This window comes from Streptomyces sp. MCA2, assembly GCF_023544705.1.
GTDB lineage: Bacteria > Actinomycetota > Actinomycetes > Streptomycetales > Streptomycetaceae > Streptomyces > Streptomyces decoyicus.
Genome location: NZ_JAMJFM010000066.1, coordinates 1 through 25,652, shown reverse-complemented (window position 1 = coordinate 25,652; position 25,652 = coordinate 1). Strand labels below are relative to the sequence as shown.

The 25,652-nt window shown below is 70.9% G+C and carries 21 protein-coding genes and 1 pseudogene; 14 read left to right on the top strand and 8 right to left on the bottom strand.

Translation table 11 applies throughout. The features are described 5' to 3' along the window. Window positions 1-4: 4 nt before the first annotated feature. Window positions 5-2,059 carry a restriction endonuclease gene (locus M8I34_RS36250; protein ID WP_250057067.1) on the bottom strand — a complete coding sequence of 685 codons (2,055 nt, stop codon included), beginning with the start codon at window positions 2,057-2,059 and terminating at the stop codon, window positions 5-7. A 274-nt stretch (window positions 2,060-2,333) separates the two neighbouring features. Next, window positions 2,334-2,675, bottom strand: coding sequence for a DUF1330 domain-containing protein (locus M8I34_RS36245; protein ID WP_250057065.1), 342 nt, complete (start codon window positions 2,673-2,675; stop codon window positions 2,334-2,336). A gap of 186 nt (window positions 2,676-2,861) precedes the next feature. Between M8I34_RS36245 and M8I34_RS36240 the strand changes: the two genes are divergently transcribed. Beyond that, window positions 2,862-3,560 (top strand): YafY family protein, encoded by a 699-nt coding sequence (locus M8I34_RS36240; RefSeq protein ID WP_250057063.1) that lies wholly within the window; start codon window positions 2,862-2,864, stop codon window positions 3,558-3,560. A gap of 82 nt (window positions 3,561-3,642) precedes the next feature. Here M8I34_RS36240 and M8I34_RS36235 read toward each other — a convergent pair whose 3' ends face one another. Continuing rightward, a complete protein-coding gene (locus M8I34_RS36235; RefSeq protein ID WP_030990881.1) occupies window positions 3,643-4,026 on the bottom strand; it encodes a VOC family protein in 384 nt (127 codons plus the stop codon). A 381-nt stretch (window positions 4,027-4,407) separates the two neighbouring features. Between M8I34_RS36235 and M8I34_RS36230 the strand changes: the two genes are divergently transcribed. From M8I34_RS36230 to M8I34_RS36215, 4 genes are all read left to right on the top strand, one after another. Further along, on the top strand, window positions 4,408-6,516 hold the full coding sequence (locus tag M8I34_RS36230; RefSeq protein WP_250057061.1) for an alpha-galactosidase: 2,109 nt from the start codon (window positions 4,408-4,410) through the stop codon (window positions 6,514-6,516). A gap of 110 nt (window positions 6,517-6,626) precedes the next feature. Beyond that, entirely contained in the window at window positions 6,627-7,475 is an 849-nt protein-coding gene (locus M8I34_RS36225; RefSeq protein WP_250057059.1) for a triose-phosphate isomerase family protein, read from the top strand. A gap of 111 nt (window positions 7,476-7,586) precedes the next feature. Beyond that, the gene (locus M8I34_RS36220; protein ID WP_250057056.1) at window positions 7,587-8,048 is read left to right on the top strand and encodes an RpiB/LacA/LacB family sugar-phosphate isomerase; all 462 of its coding nucleotides are present in this window, start codon (window positions 7,587-7,589) and stop codon (window positions 8,046-8,048) included. 164 nt (window positions 8,049-8,212) lie between these two features. Then, entirely contained in the window at window positions 8,213-9,226 is a 1,014-nt protein-coding gene (locus M8I34_RS36215; RefSeq protein WP_250057055.1) for a zinc-dependent alcohol dehydrogenase family protein, read from the top strand. A gap of 72 nt (window positions 9,227-9,298) precedes the next feature. On the opposite strand, the gene M8I34_RS36210 is transcribed toward M8I34_RS36215, so the two are convergent. Beyond that, window positions 9,299-10,444: a glycoside hydrolase family 88 protein gene (locus tag M8I34_RS36210; protein ID WP_250057054.1), complete on the bottom strand. Its 1,146-nt coding sequence runs from the start codon at window positions 10,442-10,444 to the stop codon at window positions 9,299-9,301. An 801-nt stretch (window positions 10,445-11,245) separates the two neighbouring features. Here M8I34_RS36210 and M8I34_RS36205 point away from each other — a divergent pair. Beyond that, window positions 11,246-12,088: a nitroreductase/quinone reductase family protein gene (locus tag M8I34_RS36205; protein ID WP_250057053.1), complete on the top strand. Its 843-nt coding sequence runs from the start codon at window positions 11,246-11,248 to the stop codon at window positions 12,086-12,088. A 30-nt stretch (window positions 12,089-12,118) separates the two neighbouring features. On the opposite strand, the gene M8I34_RS36200 is transcribed toward M8I34_RS36205, so the two are convergent. Then, window positions 12,119-13,681, bottom strand: a complete 1,563-nt coding sequence (locus M8I34_RS36200) for an AMP-binding protein (RefSeq protein WP_250057052.1) — start codon at window positions 13,679-13,681, stop codon at window positions 12,119-12,121. A gap of 309 nt (window positions 13,682-13,990) precedes the next feature. Here M8I34_RS36200 and M8I34_RS36195 point away from each other — a divergent pair, with 309 nt between their 5' ends. Both M8I34_RS36195 and M8I34_RS36190 read left to right on the top strand, forming a co-directional pair. After that, window positions 13,991-15,820: an alpha-L-fucosidase gene (locus M8I34_RS36195; RefSeq protein ID WP_250057051.1), complete on the top strand. Its 1,830-nt coding sequence runs from the start codon at window positions 13,991-13,993 to the stop codon at window positions 15,818-15,820. A 212-nt stretch (window positions 15,821-16,032) separates the two neighbouring features. Continuing rightward, the gene (locus M8I34_RS36190) at window positions 16,033-16,608 is read left to right on the top strand and encodes a TIGR03086 family metal-binding protein (RefSeq protein WP_250057050.1); all 576 of its coding nucleotides are present in this window, start codon (window positions 16,033-16,035) and stop codon (window positions 16,606-16,608) included. Window positions 16,609-16,662: 54 nt separating this feature from the next. Here M8I34_RS36190 and M8I34_RS36185 read toward each other — a convergent pair whose 3' ends face one another. Then, window positions 16,663-16,833, bottom strand: coding sequence for a hypothetical protein (locus M8I34_RS36185; protein ID WP_158713181.1), 171 nt, complete (start codon window positions 16,831-16,833; stop codon window positions 16,663-16,665). A gap of 392 nt (window positions 16,834-17,225) precedes the next feature. On the opposite strand from M8I34_RS36185, the gene M8I34_RS36180 reads away from it, so the two are divergent. Continuing rightward, window positions 17,226-18,650, top strand: coding sequence for a lipase maturation factor family protein (locus M8I34_RS36180; protein ID WP_250057049.1), 1,425 nt, complete (start codon window positions 17,226-17,228; stop codon window positions 18,648-18,650). Here M8I34_RS36180 and M8I34_RS36175 read toward each other — a convergent pair. After that, window positions 18,544-19,632 (bottom strand): tetratricopeptide repeat protein, encoded by a 1,089-nt coding sequence (locus M8I34_RS36175; protein WP_250057048.1) that lies wholly within the window; start codon window positions 19,630-19,632, stop codon window positions 18,544-18,546. The genes M8I34_RS36180 and M8I34_RS36175 overlap by 107 nt on opposite strands. Window positions 19,633-19,818: 186 nt before the next feature. On the opposite strand from M8I34_RS36175, the gene M8I34_RS41510 reads away from it, so the two are divergent. The 3 genes from M8I34_RS41510 (at window position 19,819) to M8I34_RS36165 (ending at window position 22,853) form a co-directional block, all read left to right on the top strand. Further along, window positions 19,819-19,953: a hypothetical protein gene (locus M8I34_RS41510; protein ID WP_284051195.1), complete on the top strand. Its 135-nt coding sequence runs from the start codon at window positions 19,819-19,821 to the stop codon at window positions 19,951-19,953. A gap of 22 nt (window positions 19,954-19,975) precedes the next feature. Beyond that, window positions 19,976-21,193 (top strand): lactonase family protein, encoded by a 1,218-nt coding sequence (locus M8I34_RS36170; protein WP_250057046.1) that lies wholly within the window; start codon window positions 19,976-19,978, stop codon window positions 21,191-21,193. A gap of 166 nt (window positions 21,194-21,359) precedes the next feature. Further along, window positions 21,360-22,853 (top strand): amino acid permease, encoded by a 1,494-nt coding sequence (locus M8I34_RS36165; protein ID WP_250057044.1) that lies wholly within the window; start codon window positions 21,360-21,362, stop codon window positions 22,851-22,853. A gap of 91 nt (window positions 22,854-22,944) precedes the next feature. Here the strand turns inward: M8I34_RS36165 and M8I34_RS36160 are convergent, their stop codons facing one another. Continuing rightward, window positions 22,945-23,805, bottom strand: a complete 861-nt coding sequence (locus tag M8I34_RS36160) for a MurR/RpiR family transcriptional regulator (RefSeq protein WP_250057043.1) — start codon at window positions 23,803-23,805, stop codon at window positions 22,945-22,947. Window positions 23,806-23,990: 185 nt separating this feature from the next. On the opposite strand from M8I34_RS36160, the gene thrC reads away from it, so the two are divergent. Further along, on the top strand, window positions 23,991-25,076 hold the full coding sequence (thrC, locus tag M8I34_RS36155; protein WP_250057103.1) for a threonine synthase: 1,086 nt from the start codon (window positions 23,991-23,993) through the stop codon (window positions 25,074-25,076). 195 nt (window positions 25,077-25,271) lie between these two features. Next, window positions 25,272-25,652 (top strand): annotated as a pseudogene (locus tag M8I34_RS36150) (two-component sensor histidine kinase); the annotation flags it as partial.

Genomic DNA, 25,652 nt, shown 5'->3' with positions numbered 1-25,652 from the left:
CCCCTCAGGCGACCTCGATGCCGTACTCCTGCACCAGCGCTTCCAGGCCGCCGGGGAAGCCCTTGCCGCCGATCACGAAGTCCCAGTCGCCGCCCGCGCGTTGGCGGAACGAGCCGAGCACCAGCGCGGTCTCGCCGCGCCGCCCGTCCGAGACCTCCAGCTGCCCCAGCTCCTCCCCCGACGCGTCCAGCAGCCGGATGCGGGCATCGGTGAAACCGGAGAGATCGGCGTCGGGGTTGACCTGGGGGTCGATCGCCGCGACGAGGATCAGCCGGTCGGCGTCCGGCGGCAGCGACTCGAACCGCACCTGCATCGCGGCCCGGTCGGGCGCGAAGCCGGGCAGCATCCGGACCGAACCGTCGGGGTTGCGCGGGTTGTTGTAGAAGACGAAGTGATCGTCGCTGAGCACGCTGGTCCCCTTGCACACCAGGGCACAGACATCGAGGGCGACCTCGCCCGACCAGTTCATGCCGAGGATGTTGTGGTCCGGCGCTTCATCGGCGGTGGCGGGGCCGGGCGGGGCGTCCGGGCCGAGCCGTCCGCGCAGCCCGTAGCGGCCGAGCAGATCGACGAGTTCGGGGCCGGCGATGAGGCTGAGCGGCTTCCCGTTGGCGAAGGTGTGGGCGCCGGGGCCGAACCGGGAGGTCGTCACCAGCACCCCCTTGTTGGCGCCTTCCGCCTGGACCGTGCCGTAGAGGTCGCGGACGGCGGTCGGCGGGACGGTGTTGCGGTAGCGCTTGACCTGGACAATGATCTTGCCGCCGCGGATCGGGTCGGGGTCCAGTGCGTCGACATCGACCCCGCCGTCGCCGGACCGCTGGGTGGTCACGGCCTGCATGCCCATGGCACGGAACAGCTCGGCGATCAGATTCTCGAAAGCGATCGGATCCATCTCGTAGAGGTCCGGCTCGCTGTCCGTGCCGTGCGAGACGACCCCGCCGCCGACATCGGCCGGAAGGCGCCCCGGGCGCACGGCGGTCCGCTGGTCGGGGCGGGCGGCGAGCTGTCCGCGCAGCCCGTCGGTCAGACACTCCACCGCGCCGACCTGTTCGAGACGGAAGGTGTCGAAGGCGCTGCGGGGGGCCATGACGGTCGCGAGATAGACCTGGGCCGGGCGGCCGGTCACCGGGTCCACGTCGTCCACGAATCCGTTCAGCGCCACCGAGTCCAGCGTGCCGTAGGCGTCGGCGGCGAAGAGATCACGCAGCACCAGCAGTACGCTCTGGGCCAGCACTTCGCGGTAGAGCGTCCGGCGCTGCGCGGCCGGCCGGGCGGTCTCCTTCTCCTGGTCGGCGCCGGGCATGTACCGGACGGACTTGGTCTCCGGGACGATGTCGTAGCCGGGGAGTTCCCAGTCCAGGACGAGTTGGCGGGCCGTGGGGTCGTAGGCGGCCGCGATCTGCCGGGGGAAGCCCTCCGGCCAGGCCGTGGAGGAGTACAGCGCGGCGGAGAAGTACTCGACGGCCGCGTCCGCGTCGCCGCCGCGCAGGCCGGAGAGCAACTCCTCGATACCGGAGTTGTGCTGCCGGATCCCGGTCAGGGTGCCCGCGGCCCATTGGTCGTACTGCTGCCGGTAGGCGGCGAGTTGGGCCTGCCGCCGGCTCTCCGCGGCCTGTGCGGTGTACCAGTCCTGTTCGTAGCGTGCGCGGGCCTCTTCCTGGGCGCGGTCGCGGCGGGCGCCGAGGTGCCAGCCGCCCGTCGGCGCCTCATAGCGGGCCGGGTCGGGCATCGGTACCGGGGCGGCGAGGGCGCCGGGCGCGAACTCCTCGATCTGCTCGGTGCGCAGCAGCGCGGCGGCGGAGAACGCGGGGGCGCGGCAGCCGTCGGCGAGGAGACCGGTCAGTGCGGCGATGCGGGCGTCCAGTTCCTCGGTGCGGCGGCGGGCGTCGGCCTCGCGTTGCTGCCGGTAGGCGGCCTGCCGCTCGCGGTGCATCCGCGCCATGGCGCGTTCGGCGTCCCGTGCCTGCCGTTCCTGGTCGCGCTGCTGCTGGGCTCGCGCGCGGCGCTGGGCTTCCTGCTGGCGCTGCTGCTGACGCTGCGCCTCGGCCCAGACGGCCATTAATCCATGGGAACGGCGGCTCATATCGCTCTGTGTCCTCCCCCGGGGCGGCTGCCCCCCAAACCCTGTGGAAGCGGCTTCACCTGCGCTGTTGGTGAGACTTTAGCGGGGGAGCGAGAGGCCGGTCACGGTCGGGGGCGAAGATTCCGCCCCCTTCGCACGGTGCGCGCCGGCGTCCGTTCCGTAAGGGTTCCTGGCGTTGTGCGGCCACCGCTGCGGACCGGTCTCGCAGGTCATCCGGCGACGGTTACGGGGGGAACCCGCACGCTCGGCCTCAGCCCGCCGCCGCCCGCAGCTTCGCCGCCGTCACGGCCGGGTCGTAGCCGTCGGGAACCCCCGGCACCAGCACCACATCAGCGTCGATGTGCCGGGTGCGCAGCGGGAGGATCTCCTTGTAGGCGGGCGAGTCGTACCAGTCGCGGGCCCGCGCCAGGTCGGGGAAGGCGATGACGACAACGAATCCGGGCCAGGTGCCTTCTCTGACCTCCACCTCGGATCCGTGGACGAGGAAGTGGCCGCCGAACGGGTCCAGGGTCGGCTGGATCTTCTCGATGTACGCGAAGACCTCCGGGTGCGGGGCGGCGGGCCGGAGGTGAGCGAGGGCGTATGCGGTCATGGGACTGCCTCTCCGGGGCGGGCGGCTGGTGCGTCGGCATCCACGTTCCCAGCCGTCGCGGCACGGGGCGATTACCTCCGGAGTAAGGGAATAGGGGAGTAAGGGGCGCCGGCCGGCGGCGACCAGGTGCCGCGGCGGGCGCTCTCCGGCCGTCCCTTGTCGTACCCGGCTTGTAGGTTTGTGCGGGTGAACCGTACGGATCGTCTCTACGCCCTGGTCGAGGAACTGCGGGCCGTCGCGCCTCGCCCGCGAAGCGCGCGCTGGCTGGCCGGTCATTTCGAGGTCAGCGTGCGCACGATCGAACGGGACATCAACGCGCTTCAGCAGTCAGGAGTGCCGATCTATGCCGAGCCCGGCCGCACGGGCGGCTACTGCCTCGACAAGGCGCGCACGCTGCCGCCGGTCAACCTGACGCCCGGCGAGGCCGTCGCGATGGCGGTGGCGCTACGGCAGTTGGAGGGCACGCCGTTCCGGGGGCCCGCGGGCTCCGCACTGCGCAAGCTGGTCGCGGCGATGCAGGGCGACGATGCCGCCGCGGCCCGCGACCTGGCCGGCCGCATCCACCTGCTCGGCGACGCGGGCACCATGCCGTCGGTGCCCCGCCTGGTGGCCGATGCGCTGTCCAGCCCCCGCGTCCTGCGCATCGGTTATGGCGACCGCGAGGGTGCCGCCACGATGCGCGAGATCGAGCCACTCGGCTACGTCGGCACGGCGACCCACTGGTATCTGGTGGCCTGGTGCCGGCTGCGCGACGCCGTGCGTGCCTTCCGCACCGACCGGATCTCCTCGGTCACGATCACCGCCGAGGTGCCCCCGCCACGCGCACTGCGCGGCGAGGATCTCGACATCCCGTACGGGATCGTCCGTCAACTCACCTTGAGCTGACAGCCGGGCCCCGGCCGACCGGCCCGGCCCGCCGAGGCGCGTCGAGGGACGTCGAGGGGCGCCCGGCCGGCGGCAGCATGGCTCAGGGCTGCGCGAAAGGCGGCTTGAACACCGCGAAGTGGTTGCCGGCCGGGTCGAGCAGATGCGCGAAGGTCACCCCGGCCGGGTTGGACTGCGGCGCGCGCAGTACCTTGCCGCCTGCGGCCTCGGCCCGTCGGCAGGCAGCCTCGACGTCCTCGACGAGCAGGGTGAAGACCGCATAGTTGGGCGTCTTTCCCTTTGTCGCGAAGAGCCCGCCGTGCAGTCCCTGCGCGTCGCCCGTGGTGAAGATCTGGTAGGCCGGGTCCGTGCTCTTCGTGTCGTCGTGCGAGAGCGTCCAGCCGAACACGTCACCGTAGAACCGCTCCGCGGCCGCCGGGTCGTCGGTGCCGATCTCGAACCAGCCGATGCCATTGAATCCAGGCATGTCATCCCTCTCGTGTCGCGCCGGGGGTGCCCCGGCTTCTCCTACCTTCGAGGGCGGCGGCGACAGCCCCCTGTCGGTGTTTCCGCCAACTCGGCCGGCCGACTCGAAGCGTGGCGCCGACGGACACGGTCCGCTCTCCGGTACCTCGCCGGTGCCTGGCCGATGCCTCGCCGACCGCGACGTGCCGTATGAGGGCGGCCGGCCGACGCACCGCCCTCTGGTGCGCCGCCCCGCCGTCCGGTACCTGTCAGCAAGAGCCCCCTCACGCACGCCATGCCCGTCACCCCATGTCACGTACGCCACCCACGTCATCCACATCACGCCCGCCACGCCCGCCACCCACGTCACGCTTCGCCACGCCCGCCACGAAGGGACCCCGCCATGTACGACCTCCTGCACTTCCGGGCCGCCGGCACCAGCCTGGTGCTGGATCTGTCCGGTTCCGGTCTGCCGCGCATCGTGCACTGGGGCGCCGACCTCGGCGCGCTCGCGCCCGGCCGGCTGACCGGGCTGCGCACCGCCGATGTCGCGCAGACCGTCTCCAATGCGCTGGATGTGCCGGTGCCGTTGAGCGTGCTGCCGCAGCAGTCCGCGGGCTGGCTCGGCACTCCGGGCCTCAGCGGGCACCGGGAAAGCTCCGCCGCCGCACCCGCGTTCACGGTGCGCACCCGGTCCGTAGAGGAGGGAAGCCGACGGCTGGTCGTCGAGGCCGCGGACGCGGAGGGCGGCTTGGCGCTCACGCTGGAGACCGGGCTGACCGATGCGGGGCTGGTGCGGCTGCGTGCCGCCGTCACCAATACCGGCGACGACCCGTACCACCTCGCCGAGCTGACCCCCGCCCTGCCGGTGCCCGCGCAGGCCACCGAGCTTCTCGATCTCACCGGCCGCCATCTGCGCGAACGCGCCCCGCAGCGGCATGCGTTCACCCTCGGCACCCATCTGCGGGAGAGCCGGCACGGACGCACCGGCAGCGACGCGACGCTGCTCCAGACCGCCGGGGAGGCGGGCTTCGGCTTCCGGTCCGGGGAGGTGTGGGGGCTGCATGTGGCGTGGAGCGGCAACCACCGCTCGCTGGCCGAGCGCACCCCGGCCGGGCAGGCCGTCCTCGCCGGCGGCGAACTGCTGCTGCCCGGCGAGATCCGGCTGGCCCCCGGCGCCACCTACCGCTCCCCCTGGATCTACGGCTCCTACGGACGCCACGGCCTGGACGAACTGGCCGGCCGCTTCCACCGCGAGCTGCGCGCCCGCGACGGGCACCCCGCCTCCCCGCGGCCGGTCACCCTCAACACCTGGGAGGCGGTCTACTTCGACCATGACCTGGCCAAGCTGACCCGGCTGGCGCACGCGGCCGCAGAGGTCGGAGCGGAGCGGTTCGTGCTGGACGACGGGTGGTTCCGGGGACGGCGGGACGACCGTGGCGGGCTCGGTGACTGGTATGTGGACGCGGAGGTCTGGCCGGACGGGCTGCATCCGCTGATCGACACCGTGCACGGGCTGGGGCTCCAGTTCGGGCTGTGGGTCGAGCCAGAGATGATCAACCCGGACTCCGATCTGGCCCGTGCGCACCCGGACTGGATCCTGGCCGCCTCCCCGTCGCGGCTGCCGCCGCCCTCGCGCCATCAGCAAGTCCTCGATCTGGCGCGCCCCGAGGCGTATGCGTACGTCCTCCAGCGGCTGGACACCCTGCTGTGCGAGCACCGCATCGACTACCTCAAGTGGGACCACAACCGCGACCTCGTGGACGCGGCCGCGCACCTCCAGACGGCGGCCGCCTACCGGCTGATGGACGAACTGCGGGCACGGCACCCGCAGTTGGAGATCGAGTCCTGTGCGTCCGGCGGCGCCCGGGTGGATCTGGGGGTGCTGGAGCGCACCGACCGGGTGTGGACCAGTGACTGCATCGACGCGCTGGAGCGGCAGCGGATCCAGCGCTGGACGGGTCTGCTGCTGCCGCCCGAGCTGCTCGGCGCGCATGTGGGGGCGCCGGTCGCCCATACGACGGGACGCCTGCACACGCTGGATTTCCGGGCGGGGACGGCGCTGTTCTGCCACTTCGGGATCGAGTGGGATCTGACCACGGCCGACGCGGCGGAACGGGCCCGGCTGGCCGAGTGGGTGGCGCTGCACCGGGCACTGCGGCCGCTGCTGCACAGCGGGACGGTGGTGCACGGCGACCATCCCGATCCGGCGCTGTGGGTGCACGGCGTGGTGGCCGGGGACGGCGGGCGGGCGGTGTTCGCGCTGGTGCAGCGGGCGACGAGCGTGCAGTCGCCGGCCGGACGGGTGCGACTGCCGGGGCTGGATCCGGACGCCGATTACCACCTGTCGCCGCTGGCGCCGGGCGACCGCCCGGAGGGGCCGTTCACCTCGGCGCTGCCCTGGTGGGAGAAGGGCGTGACGCTTCCGGGGCGGGTGCTGTCCGAAGTGGGGGTGCAGGCACCGACGCTGTTCCCGGAGCGGCTGGTGTTGCTGGAGGCCGTACGGAGGTGAGTGGGGCGCGGGGCCCGGCCCGAGGCACAAAAAATCACATGGCTTCCGTGAAGTTCACGTCTTGATTTGAGAACTTCACATGTGATTTTGTTTGAAGCATCATGAACGACGTGATCCCTGAGAACTCGCCGTCCGCCGCGGGCCCTCGCCCCGTGATCGGCGTCTCGCTGAAGCTCTACTTCGGCCTGGCGCGGACCCGGGCCTGGCTCGCGGAGGTGGCGGCGCTCGACGCGACACTGGCCGCCCTCCCCCGCCCCGTGGACCTCTTCGTACTGCCCTCGTTCCCGGCCCTCGCGGACGCCCGCGAACTGCTCGGCGCCACCGGTATCGCGTTCGGCGCCCAGAATGTGCACTGGGCCGACACCGGGGCGTTCACGGGCGAGGTCTCCGCCGGGATGCTCGCCGAGGCGGGCGCCCGCTATGTCGAGGTCGGCCATGCCGAGCGCCGCCGGTACTTCGGCGAGACGGACGAGGCGGTCGCAGCCAAGACGCGGGCGGCCACCCGCGCCGGGCTGATCCCGGTGATCTGCGCCGGTGAGCGGCGCGCCGGGGAACTCGGCACGGCCGTCGACGAAACGCTGACCCAGGTACGGGCCGCGCTGGCGGGCGCCGCACCGGGCAGCGAGGTCGTCATCGCCTACGAGCCGGTCTGGGCCATCGGCGCCCGCGAGGCGGCACCCGCCCGGCATGTGCGCACGGTGGCCGGAGCCATCCGCGACGCGCTGCGGGATCACGACGTCCACGGGCGGCTGATCTACGGCGGCACGGCAGGACCCGGTACGTACCGCGAACTGGCGGACGCCGTCGACGGGTTGTTCCTGGGCCGGCTGGCCCACGACACCGAGGGCCTGCGCACGGTCCTCGAAGAGATCGCCGCAGTGGAGGTGGCCGGAGGGGAGATCCCCAGAGCGGAGGGGCCCGGATCGGAGGTCCCCGGCGTGCAGATTCCCGGCGGCTGACGACCGGCCCGCCCGCTCGCCCGCCCGCCCGCCACACGGCACCTCATCGCACCACCGCGCACCACGCACCGCCCACCGCCCGCCCCGGCACCAGCCCCGAGGGAGACCACCGTGCAGGACACCTACCGCATCGCGATCGGCGCCGACGACGCCGGGATCGTCATGAAGGAGGCGATGACCGCCTACCTCACCGAACACGGCTATCCGGTCACCGATATGAGCGCCACCGCCGCCGAGGACTACCCGGACGTCGCCGAACGCGTGGCCCGGAGCGTCGCCCGCGGGGAGCACGAGCGTGCCGTACTGATCTGCGGTACCGGCATCGGTATGGCCATCGCCGCCAACAAAATTCCCGGCATCCGCGCCGCGCAGATCCCCGACAGCTACAGCGCCGAGCGCGCCCGGAAGTCCAACGACGCGCAGATCGCCTGCTTCGGCAATCGCACCATGGGCGTGGAGGCCGCGCTGGTGTGCCTACAGCACTGGCTGGTCTCCGAATTCGCGGGCGGCGGTTCCGCGCCCAAGGTCGAGAAAATCAAGGAGGTGGAATCGCGCAACCTGCGCGCGGCGTGAGCCCGCGACCCCGCTCCCGTCCACCGCCCGTCCGCCCGTCCGCCCGTCCGCCAACTTCCCGCCCGCCAACCTCCCGTTCCCTCTCGCGTCTCCTCTCGCGTCTCCTCTCGCGTCTCCTCTCACATCTCCTCTCGCGTCTCCTCTCCCGAAAGGCGGTACCGCCCATGCGTGCAGTTGTCCTCGAGGAACCGCACCAGCTGTCCGTCAGCACCGTCGCGGACCCCACGCCCGGCCACGGCGAGGTCGTCGTCAAGGTCACCGCGGCCGGTCTGTGCGGTACCGATGTGCACATGCTGGCGGGTGAGTTCGGGCCGACGCGCTATCCGGTGATCCCCGGGCACGAGTTCTCCGGCGAGATCGTCGCGGTGGGCGCGGGTGTCACGGAGTTCGCCGAGGGCGACGCGATCGCCGCCGACCCGGCGATCTACTGCGGCTCCTGTCACTTCTGTGCCCTCGGCCGCGGCAACCTCTGTGAGCAGTGGGGGACCATCGGCATCACCGTCAACGGTGCCTGCGCCGAGTACGTCAAGGTGCCGGCGCGCAACTGCTACCGGCTACCGGAGACCGTCGCGCTCGCCCATGCCCCGCTGATAGAGCCGCTGTCGACCATCGTGCGCGGCTTCGACCTCGTCGCCCCCAAGCTCGGCGACCACTTCCTGATCTACGGCGCGGGCACCATGGGCCTGCTCTACCTCCAGGTCGCCCAACGGGCCGGCGCCGCCTCCGTCTCCGTCGTCGATCTGAACGAGGACCGGCTGGCCGTGGCCCGCAAGCTCGGTGCCGATGCCGTCGCCACCGGCGCGGACGCGCTGGCCGCCGCCCACCCGCGCGGCTGGGAGGTGGTCACCGACTGCACCGGCAACATCCGGGCCATCGAGGACGGACTCACCCGGCCCGTCCGCGGCGGCACCTTCCAGCAGTTCGGCTGCGCGCCCGACCAGGAGGAGGCGCGGTTCTCGCCGTTCCGCATCTACAACGACGAGATCCGGATCGTCGGCAGCATGGCGATTCTGCACAGCTACGGCCGCGCCGTGGAACTTCTCGGCAAGGGCTTCATCGACTCCGAAACCATGATCACGCACCGCTTCGGGCTCGACGAGTACGCCACGGCGCTGAAGACCTTCCAGCAGGGCTCCGGCCGCAAGCTTCAGATCGTCCCGAACGGGCCGCTCACCTGAACCCGACCTCGGCGAGGGCGGCCGCCGCGGCCCGTGGGCCGGGCCCGGCGGGGACGGCCTCGGGGCGACGGGTCAGCCGTCGCCCAGCGCCACCACCTCCGTGCCCGCCAGCAGAAAGGCGCCGACGCCGAAGTCGGCGGTGGAGTCGTAGGTGACCGGCTGACTGGATTCCGGCCGGTCACCGACGTTCTGCACATAGCCGAGGAAGCCGTCGGGGTGCACGGCGGTGTCCACCATGGCGTTCCACGCCCGCGCCACGACCGGACGATAGCGGTCGCGCGGGACGAGCCCGGCACGCAGCGCATACGCCGTCCCGTAGGTGAAGAAGGCGGTGCCACTGGTCTCCGGACCGGACAGATGCGCGGCATCGGCGAGGTTCACATTCCAGAACCCGTCGGACCGCTGGACGGCCCGGAGCGCGGCCAGTTCCCTGACCAGGGTGGCGCGGTAGACGCGGACCGGGGCGAAGGTGTCGGGGAGGACGGCGAGCACCTTGACGTGGGCGGCGGCCACCCAGCCGTTGCCGCGGGACCACAGGACGGGTCTCCCGTTGGGGGACGAGATGCCGCCGGGCAGGAACCGCTTGTCGCGGTACCACAGGCCGCTGCCGGGGTCGTAGAGGCCGGGGCCGCCCTCGGCGCTCTTGGTGTGGGTGTAGAGCGCGTGCATCGCGTCCCAGTAGGCGGGGTCGGCCCGCAGCGCGCCGAGCCGGGCGAACGGCGGCATCGCCATGTGCAGCGCGTCGTCCCACCACCAGTCGTCGTGCCGCTCGGCCGAGGTGGCGACCATGCGGCGCAGGGAGTCCTCAATGGCGGCGATCTTGGCCGGATCCGGTGCGGTGTCCAGCGCATGGAGATCGAGGTAGGCCTGGCCCGCGCAGTGGTCATCGGCGTGACGGGTGGTGACACCGTTGTGCAGCCCGTACGCATGGCGCTCCGCCCAGCCGCGCGCATAGGCGAGGTAGCGGGGCTCGCGGGTGAGGCGGTGCAGGGCCAGCAGTCCGCTGAAGAAGGTGGCACGGGCCCACTGGTTGTCCCCGGGGTCGGCGTGCGCACCGATCCAATGGTCGGCGACCCGGCGCAGTACGGCGACGGTCTCGGCGCGGGCCGGCAGCCGGTCGGCGGGGCGGCGGCCCGGCGCGGCGGCGGCCGGGCGGGCGGACAGCGCGGCGCCGGCCGTCAGTGCGGCGCCGGTGGCGAGGAATTGCCGACGTTCCATGAACACACCCCTCAGCAACGGAAGTTCAGGCATCAGGCATACGGGCTCACTGCCGTCAGGCCCTGCTTGTTACGGACACACGGCCACTCATGTCCGGTCACTCATGTCCGGTCACTCATGTCCGGTCACTCATGTCCGGTCACTCATGTCCGGTCACTCATGTCCGATCATTCGCGTCCGGTCATTCACGTACGGACATTCATGTACGCGAACAACGTTCCTTCACGTGATGTGCAGCGAGGACATGGTGGCAGCCAACTCCCGGATGCGGAAGGGGGGTTCGGGAGACCCGTAGGGCTCGCGACCGACCGGTAGCGCGCCGGAACGGGCTTGTCCCGAGCGGCGGCGCCGCTCACCCGGACCGTGGTTTCCAGCAGCCGCCCCGGAAGCAGAACTGACGAAATATCCCTCCGGCGTTGCCTCGACGCCTTTATGGCATTACCTTTGACGCCGTGACTACCGGGTCGGCCATGTGCCATGAGCGAGTGAGTTTCCCGGTCACCACGTGACCGCGAGGCGGGCGACCAGAGGCCCGCCCCTCCTCTCCTCCACTGTTCGCGCGTTCCGCGCAATTCGTCTGCTGAGCGATTTCTCCTGCACGCGCACCGCGCTTGCCGGATTATCCCGCCCGCACGCGCCTTTTCGCTTCCTTCTCTCCGCACCACGGTCGAGTTCCGTCGACCGCGGTCCATGCGCCCTGCCCACCGAGCGGTTCTTCGCTCGTCGATGGGGCTTTGCCGCCATGCCCGCGTACCTCCGCGGGCCCCTCTGCCTTCATCCATCCTGGAGAAAACACCGAATATGCCGATCGATTTCAACCGACAGATCATCGAGGAGTTCCGTGCCCACGGCGGACGCGTCGGCGGCCCCTTCGAGGGCGGCCGCCTGCTTCTGCTGACCACCGTCGGCGCACGGTCGGGCGCCCCGCACACCACCCCGCTCGGCTACCTTCCCGACAGCGGCGGACGCGTCCTGGTCATCGCCTCGGCCGCGGGCGCACCGAAGCACCCGGCCTGGTTCCACAATCTGGTCGCCCATCCCCGCGTCACGGTCGAGGCAGGTGTCTTCACCTACGAGGCGCAGGCGATTGTCCTGGAGGGCGCCGAACGCGACCGCGCTTTCGCCCGCGCGGCCGAGACCGATCCCGGATGGTCGGAGTACCAGGCCAAAACGGATCGCATTCTTCCGGTGGTGGCCCTGGAGGAAATCTCCGCCGGTCCGCCGAATATCAGGGCCGACTCACCGGGCGCCGCGCTCAAGGCCGTGCACGACGGATTCCGGCGGGAACTCGCCCTCATCCGCAAGGAAATAGCGGAATCGGGCCCCGGTCTCGGCGTCCAGCTCCGGGTGAATTGCCTGGCCCTCTGCCAGGGGCTGCACAACCATCACACCGGTGAAGATGCCGGAATGTTTCCGATGCTCGGCCGGCATCACCCCGAACTCGCTCCGGCGCTGGAGCGGATGCAGCAGGAACACGAGAAACTCGCGGTCCTCCTCGACGCACTACAACAGGCCATCTCCACCGAGAGCGCGGATCCCCGGTCGGTGCTCGCCGAGGTCGAGCGTCTCACGGAGGAGGTGGAGAGGCATCTGACCTATGAGGAGGAGCAGTTGATTCCCGTCTTCGACGGTTCGGCCTGCTGAACCGAGGCGGCCACGGGCGGGGTACGGCGTTCAGATCGCACCGTCGTGCCCCGCCCAGTACGGGTCCCGCAGCCGCCGTTTGAAGAGCTTCCCCGACTCGTCGCGCGGCAGCAGCTCCTCGAAGACCACGGCCCGGGGGACCTTGTACCCGGCGAGCCGCTCACGGACATGGGCGCGTACCGCCTCGGCGCTGAGCCGCATGCCGGGTTCGGTCTCCAGATGGGCGGCGAGAACCTCGCCGAACTCCTCGTCGGGGATACCGAAGACGGCCACGTCCCGGATCCCGTCGAGGGCGAGCAGACAGCCCTCGATCTCCGCGGGGTAGATGTTGACGCCCCCGGAGATGACCATGTCGTTCCGGCGGTCGCTGAGGTGGAGATAGCCCTCCGCGTCGAGGTGGCCGATGTCTCCGATGGTGACGTAGCCGGGCAGGCCCGGGGCTTCCATGGCGGCGCGCCGGTCGGGGTCGCCCAGGTAGGTGAAGCGGGGCCAGCCGTCGCCGGGTTTGAGGTAGATGTCGCCGGTGGCGCCGGCCGGCAGCGGCTTTCCGTCGGGGCCGAGGACCGCGACCCCGCAGGTGCCGGTGGCCCGTCCGACGGTGCCGGGGTGGGCCAGCCACTCCGCGCTGTCGCACCAGGTCACGGCGCCGGTCTCGCTGCCGCCGTAGTACTCCCGCAGTACCGGCCCCAGCCAGTCGATCATGGCGTGTTTGATATGCGGCGGGCAGGGCGCCGCGGCGTGCACCACGGAGGTGAGCGAGGACAGGTCGTAGCGCTCGCGGATGTCCTTGGGCAGTCGCAGCAGCCGGACGAACATCGTGGGCACGACCTGCACCTGCTCGATGCGGTGCTGTGCGATCAACCGCAGGAATTCCTCGGCGTCGAAGCGCGGCATGAGGGTGATGTCCAGCCCGGCCGCGAGGGCGAGGACGGCGTGCTGGCTGGGAGAGGCGTGGTAGAGCGGGGCGGGGATGAGCGTACGGCCGCCGGGGGCGACGGCGAAGTGCTCCAGGAACAGCCGCACGCCCTCTTCGAGCCGGTCCGGGGAGACGGGGTCGCGCAGAACTCCCTTGGGCCGCCCGGTGGTTCCGGAGCTGTAGATGACGGTGGGCGGGCGCTCGCCGGCGGCCTGCCCCAGCGGTGCGTAGCCTTCCAGCCACCGGTCGAGCAGCGGGTGTGCCCCTGAGGGCGGTGGTGCGGTGAACCCGCAGGCGGCCGCGACACCGGCGGGAACGGCGGCCTCGACGATCCGTACGCCGTCGGGGAGCACGGCGGTCACGGCGTCCAGCAGGTCGGTGTGCGCAAAGACGACCTTGCTGCCGCTGTCGGTGAGCACATGCCGTAGGTCGTCATGCCGGAAGTGCCAGTTGACGGGCACCGCCGAGGCGCCCAGCAGGGCGGCCCCTGCGGTGATCTCCAGATGGGCGGGCTCGTTGCGCAGCACCACCGCGATCCGGTCGCCGGGCTCGACTCCCGCGTCCTGGAGCCCGGTGGCGATCCGTGCCGCACGGTCGAGGAAGGACGGGTAGTCGCGTTCATGGCCCGCGCAGCGGATCGCCGGGGCACCGGCGACGGATGGGGCGACGGCTTCCATGGTGCCTCCAGTGAGTGGCGACCGGACCGCTCATTGAACCGGCAAGTCCGCTGGTTTTCCAGGGCGCTGACTTTGCGTCAAGGTGCCGTGGCCGTCGGCCGTGCCTATCTCGGCCACCCGGCCCCCACACCCGCTTAGGTCCGAGGTCTCATAGCCCATCGCTCGCCAACACTCCCAACTGCGGCCCACTTTGCGCAAGGTGCTCCGATGTTTGTCGCGTCCGGGGTCTTCCGGTCCCGGTGCCGGCGCTGCACCATGCGGGATGGCACAGGAGGCACGTACGTGACCAACTGACCCGAGGAGCGAGCGATGCACAGCCGCACAAGACCGTTCCGGTTGCTGGGACTCATGGGGGTGCTGGGCGCCCTGCTGCTGACCGCCGGCGCCCCCGGGGCCGCCGCGAAGCCCCCGCCACGGCCCGCCGCCGGCCCCGGCACCAACCACGCGACCGACGATCCCTTCACCTCGTCGCGCACCTCCTGGTGGCGCCAGGACCGCTTCGGGATGTTCATCCACTTCGGCGCGTACTCGAACCTGGAGGGCGAGTACACCCGGCCCGACGGCACGGTGTGCCGCAACGCGGAGTGGATCAAGCGCGAGTGCCGGATCCCGGACGAGGAGTACGAGAAGCAGGCCGCCACCTTCAACCCGTCCGCCTTCGACGCCAAGGCGATCGTCCGGGCCGCCAAGGACGCCGGTCAGCGCTACATCGTCATCACGTCCAAGCACCACGACGGCTATGCGATGTGGCCGACGAAGCAGAACACCTGGAACCTGCGCGACCACTCCTCCTTCGACCCGCACCGCGACATCCTCGCCGAGCTGAAGCAGGCCGCCGACGCCGCCGGGATCAAACTCGGCTTCTACTACTCGATCTGGGACTGGCACGATCCGGACTTCGCCGGTCCGGCGACCTTCCCGCGCTACAAGAAGCGGATGTACGCCCAGCTCAAGGAGCTGGTCGACCATTACGACCCGGCGCTCTTGTGGTTCGACGGCGAGTGGGACGCGGACAACCCCACCAACCGCTGGTCACGCCAGGACGGCGCCGACCTCCAGGCGTACCTGCACGGCCTGAACCCCGGCCTGATCGTCAACAACCGGGTCGGCAAACGCGAGGTGGTCGACGGCGACTTCGGCACGCCGGAGCAGGAGATCCCCACGGAGCCGGTCGACGGGCAGCTGTGGGAGAGCTGTATGACGCTCAATGACCACTGGGGCTTCGCCAAGTACGACACCAACTGGAAGCCGGCGGCGACCGTGGTGCGCAATCTGCTGGATGTGGCGAGCCGCGGCGGCAACTATCTGCTCAACGTAGGCCCCGACAAGCTCGGGCGCATCCCGCAGCCGTCCGTCGACCGGCTGCGCGAGACCGGCCGGTGGCTGGGCGCGCACGGTCAGGGCGACGCGGTCCACGGGGCCGGGCACACCGGGCTGGTGGCGGACCCGTCCTGGGGCGCGGTCTCCCGCCGGGGCAACGAGCTGTATGCCTCCGTCACCTCCTGGCCGGCCGCCGGAGCATCCCTGCACCTCACCGCCAAGGGGCGGTTCGAGATCACCGCGGCCCGGGTGCTCGGCAGCTCCCAGCAGGTGAAGGTCACTCCGGCCGGTGACGGCTTCGACCTCACCCCGTCCGGTGCGGCCACCAGTCCGCTCGCCAGCGTCATCCGGCTCACGATCAAGCCGCCGGCCGCGGCGCCGGCCGGCACCGGCAAGGGGCTGACGGCACAGAGCTGGACGAACGGCTCCTTCTCCGGCCCGCCCGCGGTGACCGCTGTCGATCCGACGGTGAACAAGTCCTACCGCTTCGACGGATCGCCGGATCCGTCGATCCCCGCCGATCACTTCAGCACCCGCTGGACCGGCAGTATCCAGCCGCGCTTCGACGAGACCTACACCTTCACCACGGTCTCCGACGACACCGTGCGGCTGTGGATCGACGGCAGACCGGTGATCGACAGCGCCACCCCGCACGGGCCGAAGGCCGACAAGGGCACCGTCACCCTGAAGGCCGGTCACCGGCACAGCATCCGGATCGACTACACGGAGCAGACCGGTGAGGCCCATATGAAGCTGCTGTGGTCCAGCCCGAGTCAGCCCCAGCAGATCGTGCCGCAACGTCAGCTCTACGCCGACTGACCCGACTGACCCGGCCGTCCTGGCCGTCCTGGCCGTCCTGGCCGTCCGCGGCTGTATGCGGCCGTATGCACGGTGCCGACCGGTGGGTGGGGAGTGGGGAGAGCCCCGCCCACCGGTTGGGCCGTTCGGGTCAGGCCGAGCCCCCGGGGCCGTCGGGTGAGCGCCATGCGCCAAGGCGCCGTTGTCCGTGCCCGCTCCTATTCTCGGGGAGCATGAACCACGACGAGATCCTGCGGACCCATGGCGAGGCCCTGGCGCTCTTCGGCACGCGGGTGCATGCCGTCCGCGACGACCAGTGGGACGGCCCGACGCCGTGTACGGCATGGTCGGTGCGCGATCTGGTGAACCACCTCACCGCCGAACAGCTGTGGGTGCCCCGCCTGGTGCGCGACGGCGCGACGATCGCGGACGTCGGTACGGAGTATGACGGCGAGGTGCTCGGGGAGGATCCGGCGGCGGCCTGGGACCGCGCGGCGGTGGCCGCCGTCGCGGCGTTCTCGGAGCGCGGTGCGCTGAACCGCACGGTCCAGCTGTCGTACGGCTCCGGTCCGGCCGATGCGTACTGCACCCAGATGATGGCCGATGCGGTGGTGCACGCCTGGGATCTGTCCCGTGCGATCGGCGCCGATGAGCGGCTGCCCGGCACTCTGGCGCGGGCGGCGCTGTGTGAAGTGGAGCCGTACGCCTCGGGGCTCAATGCCTCCGGGCTGTTCGCCGCTGCGGTGGAGCCGCCGGCGGGCGCCGACGAGCTCACCCGGCTGCTGTGTCTGCTCGGGCGCCGGCCCTGACCGCGGAAGGAGGAGGCCCACGGGTCAGAGACGGCGCCCGAGCGATCCGTCGATTCAGTCGATGCCGCGGAAGATATTCGGTTCGGCGGGATCGTCGTCACAGCCCGCGAGGCGCACGGGAGCGCAGCGGTCCCAGGCTTCCAAATTGCGGACTTCCTTGATCCGACCGGGCCGCTCGCCCTGCTTCAAACGGGGCTGCTTGTGTTGAGCCTTGTGCAATGCCACCACGCACTCCTTCTTCAGAGGTATTGGATCCGACGCGGTGGCGCCTTGTTCACAAACCGGGAGGTCAGCCAAGGTTTGTGGCGTTCCCGCGACGGGCCAATGGTGTTGGCGTCTCCCAGAAAGGTCGTCCGTCGCCCCTCAGAGTAACGACGCCGCACTCCGCGCGCTCGACGTTTTCCGTCGACATAGGCACGCCATCGGAAGGTGCGGATACAGCGCCCAAGGGCGGCGGGGAAAACGGGTGAAATGTGTGATGCACGTCACTCACTCCAATGGCCCTCAGGTTGCTGCATTCGCCCCGATCCCTACGCTGGAGAGTGAGCGGGGGATCTCCCCTGCGTCGCCGCGCGCCATGCCGCAGGGCAGGCGGCGGCAGTGCTACCCATGGGCGGGTGGCATGGTTCTCGGATTCCGGATACTGGCTGGGGCGGCTGGTCTTCCAGCGCATGCTGGCCGTTCTCTATGTGGTCGCGTTCCTTGCGGCAGCCCGGCAGTTCCGGGCCCTCATCGGGGCGCGCGGCATGCTGCCGGTGCCCGAGTTCCTCGCACGGGTCACGTTCCGCGCGGCGCCCTCGGTCTTTCACTGGCACTACTCGGACCGCTTCTTCGCGCTGTGGTCGTGGGGTGGGGCGCTGCTGGCCGCGGCCGTGGCGGCAGGGGCGGCAGATGCTGTCCCGCTGTGGGCGGCGATGCTGCTGTGGGCCGTGCTGTGGGCGATGTATCTGTCGATCGTGAATGTCGGGCAGACCTGGTACAGCTTCGGCTGGGAATCGCTGCTGCTGGAGGCGGGCTCGCTCGCGGTGTTCCTCGGCAATGCCGGGATCGCTCCCCCGGTGCCGGTCATGTGGCTGCTGCGCTGGGTGCTGTTCCGGGTGGAGTTCGGGGCCGGGCTGATCAAGATGCGCGGCGACCACTGCTGGCGGGATCTGACCTGTCTGTACTACCACCACGAGACCCAGCCGATGCCCGGCCCGTTGAGCTGGTTCTTCCACCATCTGCCGGCGCCCCTCCACCGGGTCGAGGTGGCCGCCAACCATGTCGCGCAACTCGCCTTCCCCGTCGTGCTCTTCACTCCGCAGCCGATCGCCGGATGGGCCGCGGTCGCGATGGTCGTCACCCAGCTGTGGCTGGTGCTGTCCGGCAACTTCGCCTGGCTGAACTGGGTGACCATCGCGCTCGCCATGTCGGCCGCCGCCCCGCTGTGGGGGAAGCCGTCCACGCCGCTTCCCCCGCCCCCCGTGTGGTTCGAGGTCCTGGCCCTCCTCGCCACGGCCGGGGTCCTCGTGCTCAGCTACCGCCCGGCGCGCAATCTGCTGACCCGGCGGCAGATGATGAACACCTCCTACGAGTCGCTGCATCTGGTCAATTCCTACGGCGCGTTCGGCAGCATCACGCGAGTCCGCCGGGAGATCGTCGTGGAGGGGACGGCGGACGCGGTGACCGGGCCGGACACGGTCTGGCTTCCGTACGAATTCCGCGGAAAGCCCGGCGAGGTACGACGGCTGCCCCGCCAGTACGCGCCGTATCACCTGCGACTGGACTGGCTGATGTGGTTCGCCGCCCTGTCACCGGCCTATGCGCGGGCGTGGTTCGTGCCGTTCGTGGCGCGGCTGCTGGAGAACGACCGGGACACGCTGCGGCTGCTGCGCGGCAATCCGTTCCCCGATCTGCCGCCGGCCCGGATCAGGGCCCGGGTCTTCCGTTACCGCTTCACGACCTGGCGGGAACTGCGGGAGACCCGAGCGTGGTGGCATCGCAGCGAGGAGCGGGAGTTTCTGGCGCCGATGGCGCGGTCAGCTCTGCACGGAAGGCGATGACCATGTCGCGGGCGTGGCGCAGGCCGATGCGCGCGAACTCCGATTCCAGGAAGCCGAGTTCGGCCAGGGTCTCGTCGCGGTCGCGGCCGAGGCGGGCACGGGACTTGGCGAGCCCGAGCCGGGAGAGCGCCACCCCGCGGGGCTCTTGCATCTCGCGGAACTCCCGCAGCGAGAGGGTGTACGTCTCGCGCGCCGACTCGTAACGGCCCGCCCGGTAGAACACGTTGGCGCGCATCTTGTGGTTGTACGCGAGCGCGCTGGCCAGGTCCATGGTGCGGCAGATGGTCTCCGCCTCGGACAGCAGGTCCAGCGCCCGGTCCGTCTGGCCCTGTACGGACAGGACGTCGGCGACGCCGCGCAGCGACCAGGCGCGCCCGCGGAAGTCGTCCGCCTCGGCGGCGATGCGGACGGATTCCTCGAACAGCTCCAGGGCCTTGTCGTAGCCGCCGGTGTTGCGGTGCATCTGGGCTATCCCGGACATCGCCCAGACCATGTGCCGGGCCTCGCCGTGCGCCCGGCCCTGTGCGAGCAACTGCTCGTGGAGCTCGGCGACCGCGGCGTAGTCGCCCTGTATGCGGCCCGTCTCGGCGAGTCCGGCGAGCGAGTAGCCGTGGGCGAGGCGGTCACCGCTGCCGTCGGCCAGCGCGACGGCATGGGTGAGCAGCCGGCGGGCGAACGGCAGGGACCCGCACTGCCGGGCCAGGGTGCCGCCGCTCCACAGCGCCCAGGCCATGGCGCCCCGGTCACCGGCCGTGCGGGCACTGCGGTAGCTCTCCCGCCAGGCGTCGCCCGCATCCGCCACCCGTCCCAGCCGCCGGTTGGCCTCGGCGACCGCGAGCGCGGCCCGGGACCGCTCCAGTGCGGTGCCGGCGTCGGCGTGTGCGCGGCTCGCCGTCGCCAGCACCTCCTCGTAGGAGGAGTTCACGCTCAGTGCCGCACCCAACTCGCCCTGATATTCCGGGGCGAATGCCTTGCCGTACATATATCCGTGGCCTCTCGATCATCTTTCTGCCTTGATCAAAAAACTACGAGCAGTGAGGGGTGCGGCGAATCAGTCCGCGTATGGGTTGTGTTGTACGACTCGAGTGCTACGGAGGGGGGTGGTGGTCATCATGAGGATGTAGGGGGATGTCAGGGTCACCCGGCCGTTCCCTCGTGCCGCCCTTGCGTGGCACGGCCCGCAATCCGGGTTGCCTCGCTTGCCGGAGCGGGGCAGGGCGGGCCACCCTGCTGGCACGACCACGACCACGACCACGACCACGACCACGACCACGACCACGACCACCCGATCACGGACCACTGATCTCCGAGCACCGAGGTGTGGCATGAGCGCAGCAGGCAGGGGAACGCAGGCCGGGACAGGGATCGATCGCAGGCGGTTCCTCGGCACCGTCGCGGCGGGGCTTGCCGCGACCGGCGGGGTGGGGCTGCTGGCGATGGGGGATTCGGCGCCCGCGCACGCCACCCGCCGTTCCACCCCCCGTCCCCCGCGGCGCCCGCGCCGCGACCGGCCGCTCTTCCTGGGGACCTACACCTCGGCAGCGGGCGGCGGGAACGGCGTCGGACTCGGTACGTACGACACCGTCACCGGCCGGATCACCGCCACCGGGGTCGTGGCCGGGGTCGCCGACCCCTCCTACCTCGCACTGGCCCCGTCCGGCCGTACCCTCTACGCGGTCGACGAGCAGCAGCAGGGCGCGGTGACCGCGATGGCGCCGGCACCGGACGGCCCGCCCACGGTGCTGGGCACCCGGTCCACCGGCGGCGCCGGGCCCTGCCATCTGTCGGTGCATCCCAGCGGGCGCTGGCTGCTCACCGCCAACTACCTCTCCGGCAGCGTGGCCGTGCATCCGCTCGACCGCGCCACCGGCGCCCTGGGCGAGCGCACGGACCTGGTCACCCACTCCAGCCCGCCGCCCGGACCCGGCCAGGACGGGCCGCATGCCCACCAGATCATCACCGCCCCGGACGGCCGGCATGTGCTGGCGGTCGACCTCGGCAACGACACCGTCTACACCTACCGGCTGGACGGGACGGCCGGGAAACTCACCCAGATGGCGTATGCCACGCTGCGGCCCGGCGCCGGACCCCGGCATCTGACGTTCCACCCCTCGGGCGCCTTCGCGTATCTGGCGAACGAGGTCGACAACACGGTCGTGGTCTGCCGCTACGACCGCCGAAGCGGGCGGCTGACGCCCGGTATGCCGCAGTCCACGGGTACCGGTCCGGGCACCAGCTATCCGGCGCAGATCCTGGTCACCCGGGGCGGCCGCTTCGCCTTTCTCACCAATCGCGGTCACAACAGCCTCACCCGTTACGCCGTGGAGGCGGCGGGGGCACGGCTGCGGCTGCTGGACACCGTGCCGGTGGGCGGGGACTTCCCCCGGCAGATCGCCTTCTCACCGGATCAGCGCTGGCTGTTCGCGGCGAACCAGAAGTCGGGATCAGTCACGGTGTTCGCGGTGGACGCCCGGACCGGGGCGCTGCGCAGTGCGGGCGCACCGTTCGCGGCGCCGGTCCCGGTGTGCGTCCTGCCGCTGTGAGCCCGGCGCACGGGCCGGCACGGCACCTAGGGACGTGTCTTTCGGATCACTCCGGGGCCGCGACGCCCGGCACGGCCTGATCCGGGCTGATCCGAAAGACACGCCCTAGCCTGCTGAAACACTGCGGCAACAGCGCCGCATGGTTGGCCGATTAGCGTCGCCTCCCATGAGCACGGGAACGGTACGGGACGACAGCACCGCGAGGACCGGGACGCCGACGGCGCCGGGCGGCCTTCAGCAGGGACTCAAACGCCGCCATATGCAGCTGATCGCGCTGGGCGGGGTCATCGGGGCCGGGCTGTTCGTCGGCAGCGGGGTGGTCGTACGGTCCACCGGTCCGGCCGCGGTGCTGTCGTTCCTGGCGGCCGGCGTGCTCACCGTACTGATCATGCGGATGCTGGCCGAGATGACCGTCGCCCGTCCGGCGCTGGGGTCGTTCTACGCCCACGTCCGCGAGACCCTGGGGCTGCGTGCGGGCTTCACGGTCGGCTGGCTGTACTGGTACTTCTTTGTGATCGTGGTCGCCGTCGAGGCGGTGGCCGGCGGCCGGATCGTCCAACTGTGGCTCCCCGGCGTCCCGTTGTGGGCGGTCAGTCTGGTCCTGATGGCGCTGCTGACGGCGACCAACATGGTCTCGGCCCGGTCCTACGGCGAGTTCGAGTACTGGTTCTCGTCGGTGAAGGTCCTGGCGATCGTGGTGTTCCTCTTTCTCGGCGCGCTGTACGTGCTGGGCCTGTGGCCGGACGCCCCCGGCGGGCTGGGCCATCTGACCGCGCACGGCGGGTTCGCGCCCGAGGGCGTCGGCGCGGTGCTCACCGCCGTCGTGCCCTGCATCGGGTTCTTCACCGGCGCGGAGATCGTGACGATCGCGGCCGCCGAGTCGGTCGAACCGGAGCGGGCGGTGGCGGACGCGATCCGCTCGATCGTGCTGCGGGTGGTGGCGTTCTATGTGCTGTCGATCTTCCTGGTCGTCACGGTGGTGCCCTGGACGTCGAAGGCGATCGAGGTGAGTCCGTACGCGGCGGTGCTGGACCGGCTTGCGGTACCCGCGGCCGGCACGGTCATGAACGCCCTGGTGCTGATCGCCGTGCTGTCCTGCCTGAACTCCGCGCTCTACACGTCCTCCCGGATGCTGTTCGCGCTGACCCGTAACGGGGACGCGCCACGCGGATTCACCAAGGTCAGCGCGAGCGGGGTACCGCGACGGGCACTGCTGGCGGGGACCTCGGCCGGCTATCTGTCGGTGATCGCCGCCTGGATCTCGCCCGATGTCGTCTTCCAGTTCCTGATCAACTCCTATGGCGCCATTGCCCTGTTCGTCTATCTGGCGATCGCGGTCGCACAGGTACGGATGCGGCGGAAGCTGGAGCATACGGAGCCGGAGCGGCTGACGCTGAAGATGTGGCTGTTCCCGTGGCTGAGCTGGGTGACCATCGCGCTGATGGCAGTGGTGATCGGGGCGATGGCGTTCCTGCCGGACAGCCGGTCGCAGTTCTGGCTGAGCCTGCTGACGGTGGCCGTGGTGCTGACGGGGTACGAGCTGCGCCGCAGGAACGGCCCGGCGGCCGGCCCGCCGCGGCCGCAGGACGCGGGTGCGGAGGACTCGGAGGAGGAAGAGACGGAGCCCCGGAAGCGCACCACCTCGTCATCGGACGTCTAGCGCGTCATCGGACGTCCAGGCCGTCATCGGACGTCTGGACCGCACCCTGTCGTCGATACCCCTAGGTCGTACCCCTAGGGGGAAACGTCCCCTAGGGGGCGTCCGGCAGGTCGTGGTGGAGCTCGGCGGTCAGGGCGTCCAGGGTTTCCAGCCGCTCGGCGGAGTCGGCCATCAGTCCGGCCGCCGCGACGAGGATCAGCTCGGTGACGGCCACCTCGTGGGTGAGCGGCGCGATCGGCCCGGCCGCTTCGCGGGGCAGCCGGACGAGCACCTCGGCCTGGTCGGCCAGGGGTGATTCCCAGGCGTCGGTGACGAGGACCAACCGGGCGCCGCGCGAACGGGCCGCACGGACGAATGCGGCGGTGCTGTGCGCGTACCGGCGGAAGTCGTAGGCCACGATCAGATCCGACGGGCCCAGATCCACCAGCACCCGGGCCCGGGCGGCAGCGGTGTCCGGCACACGGGCCACGCCCGGACGGAGGCCTGCCAGCTGCCGGACGAGGTAGTCGGCGGCCAGTTCACTCAGCGAACCGCCCACACCCCACACTCGACCGGCCTCGGCCAGGAGCCCCCCGATACGGGCGAGCAGCGGCTCGGTCGCCGCGGCCAGCGTGCTGTCCAGCCCGGCGCGCAGCTCCTCCGCGGCCCGATGGGTGATCGCCGGCTCTTCGCGCGGGGCCGTCGTCACGAACTCCCGCAGCCGCGACCGGTCGTGCTCGCGCGCGTGGTCGCGGACCGCGGCCTGGAAATCGGCGAAGCCGTCCCAGCCCAGCCGGTGGAACAACCGGGAGGCCGTCGGGGGGCTGACCTGCGCGCGGTCCGCCAAGGCCCGCAGCGACCCCAGCGCGGCGAACGGATAGTCGTCCAGCAGCACCCGCACGATGGCCCGCTCGCCTCGCGGCAGCTCCGCGTACACCTCACTGAGCCGCGTCATCACTGGGTCCGTCGCCATAGTGCCGAATGTTACGCACCCCGGGCGCGGCCGTTCGAAGCGTTTCACCAGTCGCCCCCTCAGCGCGACAGTAGATCACGAGACGGTAACGAGATGACACGAACGTTTCGCCACATCACCACATCCAGCATTACAGTAACAATCGTGACTCCGTTCGTCCCTCTACCGGATCGGTGAGAACAGTGATCGCTTCCACCACGGCAGGCTCCCGCCACTGGCAGGGCCTGATCAACGCATACCGCCCCTGGCTGCCGGTCAGTGACAGCACGCCCGTCGTCTCCCTGCACGAGGGCAACACGCCGCTCCTGCGTGCCGAGCATCTGTCCGCCCTCACCGATTGCGAGGTGTGGCTGAAGGTCGAGGGCGCCAACCCCACCGGCTCGTTCAAGGACCGCGGCATCACCGTGGCCGTCAGCAAGGCCCTGGAAACGAGCCCGGACAACACGATCGTGTGCGCGTCGACCGGCAACACCAGCGCCTCGGCCGCCGCCTACGCCGCACGGGCCGGACTCCCGGCCGCCGTCCTGGTTCCCCGGAAAAACGTGGCGCTCGGCAAGCTGGCCCAGGCCGTCCGTTACGGAGCAAAGATCATCAAGGTCGACGGCTCCTTCGACGACTGTCTGCGGATCGCCCGGGAGCTTTCCGCGCATCACCCGGTCACCTTGGTCAACTCGGTCAACGACCACCGCCTCGCAGGCCAGCAGACCGTTGCCTTCGAGATCATCGACGCCCTGGGTGACGCCCCGGACATCCACTGCCTGCCCGTCGGCAACGCCGGCAACATCACCGCCATCTGGCGCGGCTACACCGCCTACGCCGCCGCGCACCTGTCCACCGGCCGCCCCCGGATGTGGGGCTTCCAAGCCGCGGGCGCGGCGCCCCTGGTCAACGGGGCCGTCGTCGCCCGGCCGCAGACCGTGGCCAATGCGATCCAGATCGGCAACCCCGCGTCCTGGGACGGGGCGGTCTCCGCGCGCGAGGAATCGGGCGGCCTGATCTCCGCCGTCACCGATGAACAGATCCTCAGCGCCTACCGGCTGCTCGCCCGGCGGGAGGGCGTCTTCGCCGAACCCGCCTCGGCCGCCGCCATCGCCGGTCTGCTCGCGGAACACGGCCGAGGACGGCTCGACGCCGGCCAGCGGATCGTCATCACGGTCAGCGGAAACGGCCTCAAGGACCCGGAGACCTCGATGCTGGGCGGCCATGAATCCGTCGAGACCTCGCCCCGCACCGCCGACGTCGCACAGGCCATGAATCTCACGGCGTCCTGACGCCTCGGCCGGCGGGCCGGCCCGGGAGGTGATCCATTACTTACTGCCGGTTTATGGCCCCTTTGGGAAGGATGGTGTGGCTTCACAACTGTCGCGTGCCTTGAGGCATCTGAGGAAGGACCCGCAGTGCACCTACTCGTCACCCCGGTATCAGTGGCCTTGCCCGCTTCGTCGGGCCATCGGGGCTGACCCGCCATGGCAACCTCCTCCCAGCTGCCCCCTTCGGTGACCGCGCCTCCGAAGCCCACCTGGAGTCCTGAGCCGCACGGCCGCCCCGCGCCGTGGTTGCGGCCGACCATCCGCATAAGGCTCGCGCTGCTGTACGGCGGCATGTTCCTGATGGCCGGCATCGTGCTGCTGACGATCATCTACATTCTGGCGGCCAACACCCTCAAGGAGGCCCCGGAGTTCAGAGTGTTCGGCAGCAACGTCCGGGTGGGCAACATCAGTTGTCCCGACCTGCCGTCGGTCGGGACGGTCGACGAGATCAACTCGGCGATCGGCACCTGCATCCGCGACCAGCGCGCCATGGCGCTGCACAGCTTCCTGAACCGTTCCCTGATCGCTCTGGTGGGT